Source organism: Actinomadura fulvescens (assembly GCF_039533225.1).
GTDB lineage: Bacteria > Actinomycetota > Actinomycetes > Streptosporangiales > Streptosporangiaceae > Spirillospora > Spirillospora fulvescens.
On record NZ_BAAATD010000002.1, the window covers coordinates 19238 to 33531 of the forward strand.

A 14294-nucleotide genomic window follows, 5' to 3' on the forward strand; every position below is an offset into this window, starting at 1 on the left:
CGGGAGAACAGGAGGTAGTCGATCACAGGAACGGCCGGGACCGGGTGCAACGACGGGTCCATGTCGTGCCCTCGGCCGGTCAAGACCCGTTCAACCGCCGGTGGCGGCGGCGTCGTCGAGGCGGCGCAGGGCGCCGCGGACGGTGCCGGCGTCGGTGGTCGCCCAGAACGGCGGCAGCGACGACTTGAGGAAGCCTCCGTAGCGGGCCGTGGCCAGCCGCGGGTCGAGGATCGCGACCACGCCGCGGTCGTCGGTCGACCGCAGCAGCCGCCCTGCGCCCTGCGCCAGCAGCAGCGCGGCGTGCGTGGCCGCGACGGCCATGAAGCCGTTGCCGCCGCGCGCGGCGACGGCCCGCTGCCGGGCCGAGGAGACCGGGTCGTCGGGCCGCGGGAACGGGATGCGATCCATGATCACCAGTTGCAGCGACGGGCCGGGCACGTCGACCCCCTGCCAGAGCGACAGCGTGCCGAACAGGCAGGTCCGCTCGTCCTCCGCGAACTGCTTGACCAGCACGGACGTCGAGTCTTCGCCCTGGCACAGCAGCGGGTGGGACAGATGGTCCTTCAGCTCGTCGGCGGCCTGGCGCGCGGCCCGCATCGACGAGAAGAGCCCGAGGGTGCGCCCGCCGGCGGCCTCGATCAGCTCGGTGATCTCGGTGAGGTACGCGTCCGGCAGGCCGTCGCGGCCGGGCTGCGGAAGGTGCCGCGCGACGTACAGGATGCCGGCCTTGGGGTGGTCGAACGGCGAGCCCACGTCGATGCCGGACCAGACGAGCTCGCGGTCCGCCTTCTTGTCCCTGTCCGCCTTTTCTCTGTCCGGTTCGTCGTCGGCCGTGGCGGCCAGCCCCTCGGCGGCGGTCCGCGCCTCGGGCACGGCGGGCGCCTCCAGCGAGGGCAGGCCCCACTGGCGGGCGAGCGGCTCGAACGATCCGCCCAGGGTGAGGGTCGCCGAGGTGAGGATCGCGGTGCGCTTCTCGAAGAGGGTCGTCCGCAGGAGGCCACCGACGCCGATGGGCGCGACGTGCAGCGTCGGCGGGCGTCTCGGCCGGCCGTCCTGGACGAACGGCTTGTCCAGCCACACCACGTCGGAACGCGCCGCGATCTCGACCTGGAACGAGTCCAGCATCCGTACGGCCGTGTCGTGCAGGTCGTCGAGCGCCGACCGGGCGGCCTTGCGCGCGGCGGCGTCACCGGGCTCCTGGTCCTTCTTGTCGGGCCCGAGCGCGGTGAGGCAGGCGTGCGCGGCGTCGCGGACGACCATGAGGGTGGTGCCGAGTGCTTGGGAGAGCACGTCCATCCGGCCGGCGGGCATCTCTTCCAGAAGCAGGCCGAGGTCTTCGGAGGACTGCTTGAGCCGGTCGGCGACGCCTTCCTCGATGAGCCTGCCGCACCGGCGCGCCGCGGCCTCGACCGCGGCGGCGCTCAGGTCGCCGGTGGCGACGGAGGTGACGCGGTCGACCAGCTCGTGCGCCTCGTCCACGATCACCACGTCGTGCTCGGGCAGGACCTGGAACTCCTCCAGCGCGTCGATGGCGAGCAGCGCGTGGTTGGTGACCACGATGTGCGCCTCGCCGGCCTCGGCCCGCGCCAGCTCGGCGAAGCACTCGGTGCCCTGCGGGCAGCGCGTCGCGCCCAGGCACTCCTTGGCGCTCACGGCCACGTTGCGCCAGGCCTGCTCGCTCACTCCGGGCACGAGCTCGTCGCGGTCGCCGGTGGTGGTCTCGTCGGCCCACTCGTTCAGCCGCTTGACCTGGCGGCCCAGCGCCGACAGCTGCTGAGGGTCGAAGAGGCTCTCGCCGCCGTCCTCGGGATCGTCGGGCACGCCGGTCTGCACGCGGTGCAGGCACAGGTAGTTGCGGCGGCCCTTGAGGATCGCGAACTTCAGCTCCTTGCCGAGCAGCGGGCCCAGCGTCTCGGCCAGCCGGGGCAGATCGCGGTCCACGAGCTGGCGCTGGAGCGCGATGGTCGCCGTCGAGACCACGACGGTGGTGCCCTTGTCGACCGCGTGCCGGATCGCCGGGACGAGGTAGGCGAGGGACTTGCCGGTGCCGGTGCCCGCCTGCGCGGCCAGGTGCTCCTCGGCCGCGATGGCGTGCTCGACGGCCTCGGCCATGCGCACCTGGCCGGGGCGCTCCGCCCCTCCGATGGCCTCGACGGCGGCGGCCAGCAGGGTCGCCAGGTCCGGGATCTTGGTGTCGCTGGGGCTCAGCAGGTCTGGGGCGGGCACGTCGGCCAACGCTACCGGGTCCGCGCGGGCTCCCGTGCCCGGCCTGGTGACCTGCCGTGAGATGGATCACGTGACCACGGGGTCACGCTGACCTGCCACGACCAAGATAATGCAAGCGACCACTTACGGCGCGGGCCGGTCACGGCCATGTAAGGGGAACGTCAGCATGTCCGATTCGGCATTGTCGTTTCGATCGCGGGTGCTCTTCTGTGCCCTGGGCACGGCCGTCCTGGCTGGGGCGGGCGTCACGGCCGTGCTCGCGTCGGCGCGGACGCACGCGGGTTCGACGTACTACGAGGCCACGTTCGGGCGTGCGGGACAGGGGCTGGACACCAGGTCGGACGTCAAGGTGCGCGGCATCACGGTCGGGAACGTGGAGTCGGTGCGGCTCTCGCCTGACGGCCGGGTGACCGTGCGGCTGCGGGTGGAGGAGGGCGTCCAGGTCCCCGTCTCGGCCGAGGCGCGCATCGATCCGGTGTCGATGTTCGGCCCGAAGGAGATCGACCTGGAGCTCGGGTCCGGCGCGACCGCGGGCCCGTACCTGCCCGACGGCGGTACGATCGCCAAGACCAAGGATCCGGCGGACCCGGCCGATACGGCGCGGCCCGCCTACGAGCTGACCAGCAAGATCGATCCGCAGGACGTGGCGACGCTGGCGCGCACGTTCGGGCGCGGCCTGTCCGGGCAGGGACCGGCGCTGCGCCGCGGCATCGACAACGGCGCGAAGGTGATCGACGGCGCGCACGCCAACCGCGAGGCGCTCCGGCGGCTGGTGCGGGACGTGGCCGGCCTCGGTGACGCGCTCGGCGGGAGCGGCGACGCGATCGTCACCGCCACCCGGGACGCCGGCGAGCTCGGCCCGGTCCTCACCGACCGGCCCGACCGGATCGGGCAGCTGCTCGACCAGGCGGGGCGGCTCTCCACCCAGGTGGGCGACAGCCTGCACGGCCACGGCGGCGAGCTCGGCGCCCTGATCGACGGCACCGGCAGGACGGCCCGGGTCGTCGCCGGGCACGACCAGAACGTCGGCCTGCTCATCGACGCGCTCAACGGTTTCTTCGGCGGGCTCAGCGACGTGATGACCGGGCCCGGCCCGAACGGCTACCGCCCGGCGGTGCTCCGCGGCCACGCCGCGCTCGACGTCTGCCAGGTCCTTGCCGACCTCTGCCCGCCGGGTAATCCGCCGCGGCAGATTCCCTAGGCGGCGGCTATTTCCTGACGGCTTCCCAGACGGCTTCCCAGACGGCTTCCCTGGGCGGCAGCTTCCCCCAGGCGGTGACCGCCTGGATAAGATGTGTCACTTAGTGTGATGATGGCCTGGTCAGGGGGAAGAGGAACTGTTGTAGGCCGCGCAGGAAGGGGGAGGGGCATTGAACCGTGCCGTTCGCCGTCGTCGTTACCGGGCCCGGCTCGCCGTGCTCGTGGCGCCGCTGCTGGTGCTGCCCCTCGCAGGCTCGGCGGGAGGAGAGGCCGCGGGGCTATTCCGGGGCCCCGGCGGCGCCAAGCCCAACATCATCCTGGTGGTCGCCGACGACCTCGCCACCACGGATCTCGCCACGAACCCGAGCCGCTTCCCCAACCTCGCCCGGCTCCGGCGCGAGGGCACCAGCTTCACGAACTTCATCGTCTCCGACTCGTGGTGCTGCCCGTCGCGGGCGACGATCCTGCGGTCGCAGTACGTGCACAGCCACCGCGTCCTGACCAACAATCCCCCGAACGGCGGCTTCCCCGAGTTCCATGCCCGGGGGCTTGACGGTTCGACGGTCGGCACCTGGCTGCGCCCGGCCGGCTACCGGACGGGCTTCATGGGCAAGTACCTCAACGGCTATCCCAACACCGCAGGCCCCGCGTACGTCCCGCCGGGCTGGGACGCCTGGCACGTGCCCGCAGCACGCGGCCTGTATCAGCAGCGCGGTTACCAGCTCATCGAGCAGGGAGCCCCCGTCTCGTACGGAAGGGCGCCGGCCGACCACCTGGACGACGTCCTCACGCGTAAGGCCGTTTCGTTCGTCCGCGAAACGCCTCGGGACAAGCCGTTCTTTCTCTACGTAGCACCCATCGCCCCGCATCTGCCCGCGGCCTACGCGGCCCGTCACGCCAGGGCGTTCCCAGGGGTGAAGGCTCCGCGCACTCCCTCGTTCAACCGCGCGGTACGACGCGCCAAGACCGCACCACGCCTCGCCGGGCCCGCCTCTGGGTTCACAGAGCCGCGCTGGCTCGCCACCAAGCCGAAGCTCGGCGCCAAGGCCATCCGGAGGAGCGACAGGATTTACCGTGACCGCCTGCGTTCCCTGCTGTCGGTCGACGACATGGTGGGCGCGCTGAGGAAGAGCCTGCGCGACACGGGGCGCCTGGGGAAGACCTACCTCTTCTTCACCTCGGACAACGGTTACCACCTTGGGCAGCACAGGCTGCCGCCCGGCAAGACCACGCCCTTCGAGGAGGACATCCGGGTGCCGATGCTCGTGCGCGGTCCAGGCGTACCGGCGGGCGGCACCGTGCGTGCCATGGCCGGGACCGTGGACCTGGCGCCGACGTTCGCACAGCTGGCTCGGGCGCGCATTCCGGCGTTCGCCGAAGGGCGCCCGCTGACGCGGCTGCTACGCGGCCGCAAGCCCCGTGCCTGGCGGCGCGCGATGCTGGTCGAGTTCTTCGCCGGCAAGCCGAAGTTCGATCCGGTAGGACCGGACTGCGACACACGCCCGAAGCGCGCCCTCGGCTGCCCGCTTCCGCCGACGTACGCCGCGCTGCGCACCGGCCGTTACACCTACGTGGAGTACGTGACGGGCGAGCGCCAGCTGTTCGACCTCGCCACGGACCCTCACCAGCTGCGCAATCTCGCCGCGGACCCGGCGCTGCTCCGTAAGGACGCGTCACCGAAGGCGAAACGCATCCGTGCTCGTATCCACACGATGTCGGGCTGGCTGAAGCGCTATCGCGCGTGCGCGGGCGCCTCATGCCGCAAGGCCGACCGCCGCTGAAACGGGACGTCCGTCACCCGTACCGGAGTACCGGATGGATCGCCGGTCCGTTTACGGGGTCGCAGGGCGGCGGTTCCGCCTGGCCGAAGGCGCCTTCCGCGCGGACGGAGCCGCGTGCCGGCCCTTCGCTGACGGCGGTGGTGTCTTGAGGGCCAGCGTGGAGACGGCCGGTGTGAGCTGAAGGCGGCCGGCCCGGCGCTGAGTCCTGTCGTCACGGCGGGCCAGCCGCAGTCTGAGGATGACGAGCCAGCCGGCGGTGAGCAGGGCGGCCAGCCAGCCCGCCTGAACGGCGGTGAGGTTCTCCGTGCCGTCGACCGGGATCGAGTTGCTGCGCAGGGCCGCCGACTTCAGCGGGGTCCCGGTCAGCGGAGCGATCTGCGGAGTGGCGATCGGCGGGAGCGCCACCTGCGGCCCGGGCGGTGTGGTCGGCGCCGTGGTGGAGCCCGGCGGCAGCGACGGCACGCCCGGGGGCACGCTCTGTGATCCCGCTCCGGGCGGCGGCGTCGGCGTCGGCGACCCCGGGCCGCCCGTGACGGAGATCGTGCGGGTGACGGTCGTGGCGGCCGCGCGGCTCGCGGAGGCGGTCGCCACCAGCGTGATCGTCCCCGCCTTGGCGTTCGCCGGGACGCGCACGACCGAGAGCGCCGACTGGCTGCCCGAGACCGTGCCCAGGCTCTGCGAGCTCGGCGACGTCGACGCGCCGGACGCGGTCAGCCGTACCACGGTGCCCTTGGCCGCCGCTCGCGACGCCGACACCTGGAGCGTCGCGGTCACCGAGCCGCCCGGGGCCGCGGAGACCGCGGAGACCGACAGGGAGAGGGAGAGCTTCGGGGCGGGGTCGGGCTTCCCCGGCTTCGGCGGGGTCGGCTTCGGGGGCCGGGGCGTCTTGGTCGGAGTCGGGGTCGGCGTGGGCGACGGCTCCGGGTCCTTCGTCGGCGTCGGGTCCGGTGACTTGGTGGGCGTGGGGTTCTCGGAGGGCTCTCCGGACACGGGCGGCGTGCCGGGCGTGGGATCCGCGTCGCCGAAGTTCCCCATCGGTGAGTTGGCCGAGGAACCGGTGGAGCCCGGCAGGTTCATGGTCACCGCGATGACCGACGCGGTGCCCATTCCGACCGCGAGAACGGATCCGGCCACTTTCAGGGAGCGCTCTGGACGCACTTTCCCGCCTATCTCCGAGGCCGACAAGAATGGAAGTGAAAAGGATCGGACCACGGGCCGTGGAAACCGGGCAAGGCTCTGGAAGAGAGTCTGTTGCCGGTTGCGCACCGCCCGTTTCGGGGCGCGCCCGGCGTTGTCACCGGGCGCGCATTTTCAGGTGCCGGTCGCGCGCTGCCGCAGGTGCATCGCGCGGAGCACGACCTCGATGCCGAAACGTGTCTCCGGGTCCTGCAGGTGTTCGCCGAGGGTGCGTTCGAGCTGGCGCATCCGGTAACGCACCGTCTGCGGGTGAACGTGGAGCTGCTCGGCCATCTCGGCCGCCGTCCCCCGGGTCACCAGCCACACGCGGAGCGTCTCGACGAGCCGTTCGTACTGCGCCGGGGTGAGGTCGTTCATGACCGCGAGGCGGCGCCGTGCGAGCTGCTCGATCAGCGGGATGTCCGACAGCAGCCACAGCGTCACGAGGTGGTCCTCGCACAGGGTGAGCGGGCCGTCGTCGATGACGCCGCGCCGTGCCAGCGCCAGGGCCTGGCGGGCCCAGCGCAGGGAGTCGGCCGCGCGGGCGAGCGGGACCGTGAGGCCGACGGCGGCCCGGTGGTCGGGGAGCGCCGCCTTGAGCATGGCGAGCCGTCCCGGGGTCAGCGGGCCCGGCAGCAGCAGGTGCGGCGTCGCCGACTCGAAGTCCACCAGGACGTCGCCGTCGAGCGTCGCGCGGACGTACCGCGCGCTGGGCTGGGTCGCGACCAGCACCACCTCATCCGGCACCTTCCACCCCGCCGCCTCGGCGAGGTCGCGGATCGCCGCCTTGGAGGCAGAGGCGCCTTCGAGAACGAGCCGCAGCAGGCGCCGGCGCCGTTCGTCCACGATGGCGACCGGGCTCTGCTTGGCCTGCACGTAGCCGTCCAGGGCGAGCGCGGCCAGCCGGTCCATGTAGGCGAACACGGTGTCGGCCAGCCCGGACATCACCGCGGCGGACACGTCGAACCGCGGCGCGGCCTTCATGATCCGCCGCCAGGCGACCTGGCCGCTGATCCGGAACGCCGCCTGCAGGCAGTCGAGGCTGCGGCCCTCGTGCGCCTCCAGCTGGCCGAGCCTGCGGCACGCCTCCTCATGGCTCTCGCGGACCGTCGTCGGGTCGGCGATCTGGTCGACGAACGCGGCGAGATGCCGTTCCACGGTCGCCCGCAACGTCTGGCCGTACGGGCCGTCCAGCGGGCGGGCGTACTCGGGGATGTTGCGGCGGATCTCGGCGATGATCTCCTCGGTCAAGCTGGGCAGTTCCGGCCGCATCAGCGAGGCGAGCCCTCGGGGGACCGGAAGCGAAGGGTCGTCCAACGCCCCCGGCGGAAGAGTCTGCGTCATCTGGACACACCTCCGTCACCGCCGTCGTCGGGCCTGCTGGACCGGCTCCGGGGCGGGGTCGCCACCTGGACCGGTCCGGCCGTCACGCCGGCGGTAGCACGAGACCACGACGGTGGGCGGGACGCACCGAGCGGGGACCCCTGCGCGCCGTTCCGGTCGTGGTCCAGGACACTGTGAAAGCTAGATGAGTTCGATGCCGCGCTGTACTAAGCCGCTGCCAAAGAAAGGCGCGTAAATGTACGTGGATGTACATAGAAACGCGGTGTCGCGGTGGGGCGGTCGCGACCATGAAACGGCGATGCTCACCCGTTGATAAACCGATGGGTAACAATTGGCGCCGAGTGCGCTATGTCCCGCCCGGGAACGCCAGCCGCGCGATCTTCGCCCAGTGGCCGGCGACCTGCCCCCCGAGGCGGCCCGTATGGTAGGGCAGCCCGTACGTCCCGCACAGCTCGCGGACCCGGGGCGCGATCTGGGCGTAGCGGTTGCTGGGCAGGTCGGGGAAGAGATGATGCTCGATCTGGTGGCTGAGGTTGCCGGTCATCAGATGCAGCAGCCGCCCGCCCTTGATGTTGCCCGAGCCCAGTAGCTGCCGGACGTACCACTCGCCCCTGGCCTCGCCCTCCAGAGTCTCCTCCTCGAACACCTCGATGCCGCCGGGGAAGTGCCCGCAGAAGATGACGGTGTGCGCCCAGACGTTGCGCAGCAGGTGCGCTGTCGTGGACACGCTCGTGCTCCGATCGGCGGGGACTCCGGGCCGTCACGGGGCACGGTAACGACATGGCGTGGTCGTCCTCTTGCTATCCGTGAATGGAGTTTCCGAGGGAGATGTGGGTCCGTTGACAAGACGCCCGCCGCGCGGCGGCGCGCTCAGTAGTCGAACCAGCGGGGCATGAGCGCGCCGAAGAGCAGGTTGCCGCGGATCTTGATCTTGCGTTCGCGGAACGCGGCGACAGGGTCGAGGCGGCCCGCGCAAAGGTGCAGGAGAGTCGGCGTGGCCATCCTGAGCGTCACGCGGGGCCTGCCCCGGACGCCCTCGAACGACCTGGCGCCCATGGGGGTGAGGAGCAGCTGGTAGGTGTGCCGGCCTCCCGGGGTGTCGATCTCCCACTGCACGATGCCGCCGCGGAGACGGCCCTTCGGCTTGTAGCGCGTGGCCATGAGCGAGAAGACGCGCCCCAGCATGGCCTGGGCGCCGACGCTGCCGATGAACTGGTCGATGACCGCGTCGTCCATTCCCTCGATGTCGAGGAGGGCGCGCAGATCCTTGGGGGAGCTGATCTGGTCGAGCAGGCCTTGGAGGTTGTCGCTCATTCTGCCCTTTCGGAAGGCTGCCGATATGCCGCTGCCGGTATGCCACTGCCCGTATGCGGCTGCCCGTATGCCACTGCCGGTATGCCACTGCCGGCCGGGCCGTGGGGCCAGGCCGGCGCGCGGCGCTCGTGCGGGCGGTGTGCGTTAGGCGGTGTGCGTTAGGCGGTGTGGGTCAGGCGGCGGTGTTGAACGCCTGCGGCAGCTTGGCGCCGAAGAGCATGTCACCGGACAGCTTGATCTTGCTGTGCATGAACGCGGTGATGCCGTCCAGGGTGCCCGCGCACAGGCGCAGCAGGTCCGGGCTCGACATGGTGAGCGTGGTGCGGGCCTTGGCGGCCGGGCCGCTGCCGCCGTCCGCGCGGCCGTTGGCGATCTCCAGGTGGTAGACCTTCTCGCCGTCGGGCGTGGCGATGTGCCACTCGACGGTGCCGCTGTCACCGCCGACCTTCTCGGCCAGGAAGTGTTCGCCCATCAGGCTGAACACCCGGTCGAGCATCGTGTCGGTGCCGGCCTTGGTGACGAACTGGTTGATGAGCGCGTCGTCGCCGCCGGACAGGTCCAGGAACTGCTTGAGCTGGCTGGGGCTGCTGATGCCCTCGGCGAGGGTGGCCAGCACGGACGGGTCGATCTTCTCCAGGAGCACCGGGAAGTCGCCCGAGTCCAGTTGCGCGAGCACCTCCCTGATCTGCTCGGCGTTCAGCGCGCCGAGCAGCGCCTTGAGGTCGGCGTCGCTGCTGGTGCTGATCAGGGTCTTGATGTCGCCGAGAGCGCTCGAGTCGGTCACGGGAGACCTCCGTCAATCTATGAGACATGGATGACTGTCACATAGCTTCGCGGTATTGGAGTGCCCCCGTCAAGACTGACAACGAAATCCGGGTGAATGGGTGGCGCCCTTTTTTGAGGGCGAGAATCGTTTTAGAGATCGGTTGACAAAAACGCCGATCAACGGCCTCGACAACTGTTGTCTCAGGGACAAAATCGGTCGCGCCCATGATTGTGCGCCGACCAGGCCGGCCCCTGTGACTCGTCCACGACGGTGGGGCGTCTAACGATGGGACATCGTTCGATGTGACGTCGGTCATCGCCCCACAGCCAGGCAGTACGATGAATCGGTCAAGGATGACGGGCCGAAGAGACTGAAGAAGCGGGCATGGCTGAGTACCGAATCGACGACTTGGCGCGGGAGGCCGGGACCACGGTCCGCCACGTTCGCGGCTTCCAGGAGCGCGGCCTGCTTCATCCCCCTCGCATGCAGGGCAGGGTCGGCTTCTACGACGACTCCCACCTCGCCCGGATCCGAGTCATCGGCCAGCTTCAGGAGCGGGGCTACACGCTCGCCAGCATCGCCGAGATGCTCACCGCGTGGGAGCGCGGCCACAATCTGAGCGACCTGCTGGGCCTGGAACGGGTGCTGACCGACCGGTGGTCGGAGGAGGAGCCCGGCTCCATGACCCTCGCCGAGGTGGTGCGGGCCTTCGCCCCCCACTATCCGGTGGAGGAGCTCGACGGCCGTGGTCCCGACGACCTCCCGGAGTTCGAGGCGGATCTGCGGCGGGCCCAGGAGCTGGGCTTCATCCGGTGGACGGGGGACCGCTACGAGATCCCCAGCCCGGCGCTGCTGGCCGTCGGCGCCGAACTGGTCTCCTCCGGCATCCCCCTCCATGCCGTCTTCGACATCGCGGAGGTCCTGCGGGGCGACTGCGACGCCATCGCGCGCAGGTTCGTCCAGCTGACCGTTGACCACGCCGGGCTCGGTGACGTCGTCAACTACTCCGACCGGCAGGACTTCCGCGAAGTCGCCGCGCTCGTGCAGCGGCTCCGCCCGATGGGCGTCCTCGCCGTTCAGGGGCTGCTCGCCCGGTCGCTGCACGTGGAGATCCAGGCGGAGCTGGGCCGGCAGATGGCACAGATCGCTCAGCAGGCGCGGACCGCGTCGGAGACCGCCCCGCCGGCGCCCGCCCCCTGAGGCTCGCGCGGGCCGAACCACGGGGGATCGACGCCGGGCCGTGCCTCGGCCAGCCACACGCGCAGCACCATGAGGAACTCCAGGTGCAGGTCGGGGTCGTGAAGGTCGGCACCGAACAGCTGGTCCAGCTTCCGCATCCGCAGGCGGACCGTCTGCGGATGCACGTGGAGCCGTTCCGCCGCCACCGCCGCGTGACTGCCGCTTTCGAGCACCGCGGAGAGCGTCTCGGCGAAGCGGTATCGCTGGTTCGCGCGCAGCTCCAGCAAGGGACGAAGCCGCTGCGCCGCGGAATGCGCGACGATCTCCCGGTTGCGCAGAACGGTCATGGCCGGCAGATGTTCGGTCGCGATGACGAGCCGGTCGGAAGGGACGAGGCCCCGGAGGGAGAGCTCCAGCGCCTGCCGGGCCCACCGCAGTGACAGCCCGACCCTGTCGACGGGCACCGTCGGGCCCATGGCGGCGGCGCGTCCGCGCAGCATCGTCTCCAGCCCGCGGCGGCGCCCGGGCCCCTCGGGGTCGGGCACGATGAGGCACGGTTCGGGCCGGTGCCGTCCGTCCAGCACGTCGGCGGGCGGCCCCAGATGCCAGGGCGGCCCCGGATCGCCGGGTTGCAACGCCACAGCGGCGGCCCGGCGGGGCACCGGCCAGTCGGCCTCGCCCGCGAGGTCGGTCACCTCGTGCGCGCCAAGACCCTCGATCAGCCGCTCCAGCAGTACGCGGCGGCGGTGCAGGCGGAGGTCGAACTCCTCGCCCGCGGCTTCGGCATGGCCCTGGGCCGCGGCCCGGGTGAGCCGGTTGAGGTAGGAGAAGGCCTCCTCGACGACCTGGCCGTACACGGAGGTGGGCATCTCCACCGCCGTCATCGCGCGGGCGAGGTGGCGGACGGCGCTGCGCGCGCCGATGTTCACGGCAGCCTGCCATTCGCGCAGTCCCCGCCCGGACAGGGCCTCCAGCGTGCCGATCTTGCGGAAGAACTCCACGATCTGGTCCGACGGCGGACCGGGACGTTCGATCATGACGAGGAACTGGTCGACCGCGTAGCCGGTGGCCAGCTCCAGGGCCTGAACGCAGTCCTCGTCGGCGTACTCGGGGATCTTGCGCTGGATCTCGGCGACGGAGTCCCGCACGATCTCCGGGACCATCCGCCGCAGCGCCAGCGACAGCTTGGCCTGCACGTCGAGGTCGAGTTTCAGGTCGAGTTCGATCACCTGGCCGGGCCCGTTCATGCCGCCTCCTCTCAGCGCTGGACGTCCGGCCAGACGCGAGTCTCGCAGATCTATGTGCCGTGGATTTACGTCACAATCGTGCACGGCACGTTTCACCGGTGTCAAGAAACGCCGCGGCGACCGGCGCGGGGTGCCGCGCGGGGCGTCCGCGCGGACGTCTCCGGCAGGAACGCGAGGAGCGGAACGCCTATCAATCGACGAGCAGGAATTGCTCGCGATGAGTCACTCGATGACTTTTCCCAGCTCTCAACGGCTGGCTACCGTGACGTTTCGATGGTGGCACGGACGGGCGCCGCCGGACGTGCCACCATCGTGACGAATACCTCTGTCTCCGCAACACCTTGCCGTGTACCGTCTTGACCGTCGGTAGTGGCCTGTGGCCGCCGTACGGGGCAGGGGTGTGGATGGAAGGCGGCATTCGCTACAGGGCCGAGCGGATCGCGCTGGCCCTGATGGCCATGGCGGGCATCGTGGTGTTGCTCGCCGACCTGCTCGGCTGGCTCGACAAACTGGCTCCCGGCGGCGCGCTTCCCAAGGTCACGCTGTTGATTCTCAGCACCGTCACCCTGTTCCTGCTGATGGAGGTCGACCGCCTCAAGGTGCTCGACAACGTCAACGCGCAACTGTCCAAGCTCGATATCGAGTCGCTCGCGCTGGAACGAAAACAACGGCATTACGGCGGCGTCATCCAGGTGCACCACCGCTTTCCCGAGACGGTGTTCGGCAGATATCTGGAGGCGGCGACCACCGAAGTGATGATCCTGCAGACCTGGATTCCGAACCTCCGGCTGTTCGTCGACGAACTGCGGGACGCCATCAAGGAGCGTCACGTCCGGGTGCGCATCCTCATCCTGCATCCGTCGTCCCCGGTGGCGCGGCTCCGCGACGAGGCGCTGAGCCGGTTCCGCGACCCCGAGCTGTCGGGCGACGTGGGCGCGAGCGCGCGGCAGTGCCTGGCCAAGCTGGCCGAGATCTACACCGACCTCGGCAGCGACGGCGAGCGGCTCCAGGTGCGCGTCTACAACTCGCTGCCGTCCATCGCCGTCTACAAGGTCGACGAACGGTATCTCGTCAGCTCGTTCCTGCACGGGCAGCTGGCGATCGACTCCACCCAGCTTGAGGTCGACGGCAGCGAGACCGCGCTGGGGCTGGAGGTCCAGCACGAGCTGGACGTGCTGTGGCGCATCGGCTGCGACGTCGACCTTCGGGACTGGCGCGGTTCGATCGGGAACATCAACCCTTGAGCGATGACATGGGCGGGGGAGAGGCTGGAACCATGGACGACCTGCACGAGCTTGACGAGTTCGAGGACGCGCTCATCGACCGGTTCAAACGGCATCCGGTGCTGGCGGACGTCACGCGGCTCGCGGACGAGGACTTCGCGGAGATCCTGCTGCAGCGGCGGTTCCTCTCGCTCGCCTTCACCCCGGCCTACGATCTGGCGATCGATCTGCTGGAGGACGAGGCCGGCCTGCGGATCGCCCGCGTCATCCTGCGCGAGGAGTATCCCGACGACAGCGGGCACACCCGCTCGCACCGCGAGGACATGACCGAGGACCTGATCCGCCTCGGCGTGCCCCGCAAGGAGATCGTCGAGAGCACGCCCACGGCGGCGACGACCGCCGCGATCACCGACACCCTCGGCCTGATCGCCGACGCGGGCCGGCAGGGCAGCCCTGACCTGCGGTTGCTGACGTTCCTGCGGTTCTGGGGCGAGGTGCTGGTGTCGGTCGAGTACGAGCTGCTCTGGCCGCGGATGGAGCCGGTGCTGATCCAGAACGGGGAGAACCGCTCGCGGTTCTACTACCCGCACTACGTGCACGACGCCAAGGCGCGTTCCCTCGCGACCGTGTCCCTCCTGTCGGGCACGCATTCCGATCGCCTCGGCATGCGCGTGAGCGAACTGCTCGCCCGGGAGGACGGGGCCGAGTGCTTCAGGGAGATCGAAGAAGGCGCGCTGCGGCTCAAGGAGACGTTCTACGACCAGTTCCGCCCGATGGTGCCGGTCCCGGAGAGCTGACCGTCCGCCGGCGGCGTTTGTCACCCGGCTCGAAGTCCGCG

General features: G+C 70.6%; 12 protein-coding genes. 5 read left to right on the top strand and 7 right to left on the bottom strand.

All coding sequences use genetic code 11. The annotated features are described in order from the left end of the window. Positions 1–90: 90 nt before the first annotated feature. Positions 91–2226 carry an ATP-dependent DNA helicase gene (locus ABD333_RS07190; RefSeq protein WP_344538928.1) on the bottom strand — a complete coding sequence of 712 codons (2136 nt, stop codon included), beginning with the start codon at positions 2224–2226 and terminating at the stop codon, positions 91–93. 166 nt (positions 2227–2392) lie between these two features. Between ABD333_RS07190 and ABD333_RS07195 the strand changes: the two genes are divergently transcribed. Continuing rightward, entirely contained in the window at positions 2393–3427 is a 1035-nt protein-coding gene (locus ABD333_RS07195) for an MlaD family protein (protein WP_344538930.1), read from the top strand. A gap of 169 nt (positions 3428–3596) precedes the next feature. Further along, positions 3597–5207, top strand: coding sequence for a sulfatase family protein (locus ABD333_RS07200; RefSeq protein ID WP_344538932.1), 1611 nt, complete (start codon positions 3597–3599; stop codon positions 5205–5207). Positions 5208–5258: 51 nt separating this feature from the next. Here the strand turns inward: ABD333_RS07200 and ABD333_RS07205 are convergent, their stop codons facing one another. The 5 genes from ABD333_RS07205 to ABD333_RS07225 all read right to left on the bottom strand — a co-directional run bounded on the left by ABD333_RS07205 (position 5259) and on the right by ABD333_RS07225 (position 9825). Then, positions 5259–6314, bottom strand: a complete 1056-nt coding sequence (locus ABD333_RS07205; RefSeq protein WP_344538934.1) for a hypothetical protein — start codon at positions 6312–6314, stop codon at positions 5259–5261. A gap of 204 nt (positions 6315–6518) precedes the next feature. Next, positions 6519–7727 (bottom strand): PucR-like N-terminal domain-containing protein, encoded by a 1209-nt coding sequence (locus tag ABD333_RS07210; RefSeq protein ID WP_344538936.1) that lies wholly within the window; start codon positions 7725–7727, stop codon positions 6519–6521. A gap of 346 nt (positions 7728–8073) precedes the next feature. Further along, a complete protein-coding gene (locus ABD333_RS07215; protein ID WP_344538938.1) occupies positions 8074–8454 on the bottom strand; it encodes a fatty acid desaturase family protein in 381 nt (126 codons plus the stop codon). 143 nt (positions 8455–8597) lie between these two features. After that, positions 8598–9041, bottom strand: a complete 444-nt coding sequence (locus ABD333_RS07220; protein ID WP_344538940.1) for an SCP2 sterol-binding domain-containing protein — start codon at positions 9039–9041, stop codon at positions 8598–8600. A gap of 172 nt (positions 9042–9213) precedes the next feature. Beyond that, on the bottom strand, positions 9214–9825 hold the full coding sequence (locus ABD333_RS07225) for an SCP2 sterol-binding domain-containing protein (RefSeq protein WP_344538942.1): 612 nt from the start codon (positions 9823–9825) through the stop codon (positions 9214–9216). A 366-nt stretch (positions 9826–10191) separates the two neighbouring features. On the opposite strand from ABD333_RS07225, the gene ABD333_RS07230 reads away from it, so the two are divergent. Continuing rightward, complete coding sequence (locus tag ABD333_RS07230; RefSeq protein WP_344538944.1) at positions 10192–11007, top strand: MerR family transcriptional regulator; 816 nt, start codon at positions 10192–10194, stop codon at positions 11005–11007. Here the strand turns inward: ABD333_RS07230 and ABD333_RS07235 are convergent. Then, a complete protein-coding gene (locus ABD333_RS07235; protein ID WP_344538946.1) occupies positions 10956–12233 on the bottom strand; it encodes a PucR-like N-terminal domain-containing protein in 1278 nt (425 codons plus the stop codon). The genes ABD333_RS07230 and ABD333_RS07235 overlap by 52 nt on opposite strands. Before the next feature lie 404 nt (positions 12234–12637). On the opposite strand from ABD333_RS07235, the gene ABD333_RS07240 reads away from it, so the two are divergent. Beyond that, complete coding sequence (locus ABD333_RS07240) at positions 12638–13477, top strand: hypothetical protein (RefSeq protein ID WP_344538948.1); 840 nt, start codon at positions 12638–12640, stop codon at positions 13475–13477. Then, positions 13474–14253 (top strand): hypothetical protein, encoded by a 780-nt coding sequence (locus ABD333_RS07245; RefSeq protein WP_344538950.1) that lies wholly within the window; start codon positions 13474–13476, stop codon positions 14251–14253. Before ABD333_RS07240 ends, ABD333_RS07245 begins: the two co-directional genes overlap by 4 nt. Positions 14254–14294: the final 41 nt, after the last annotated feature.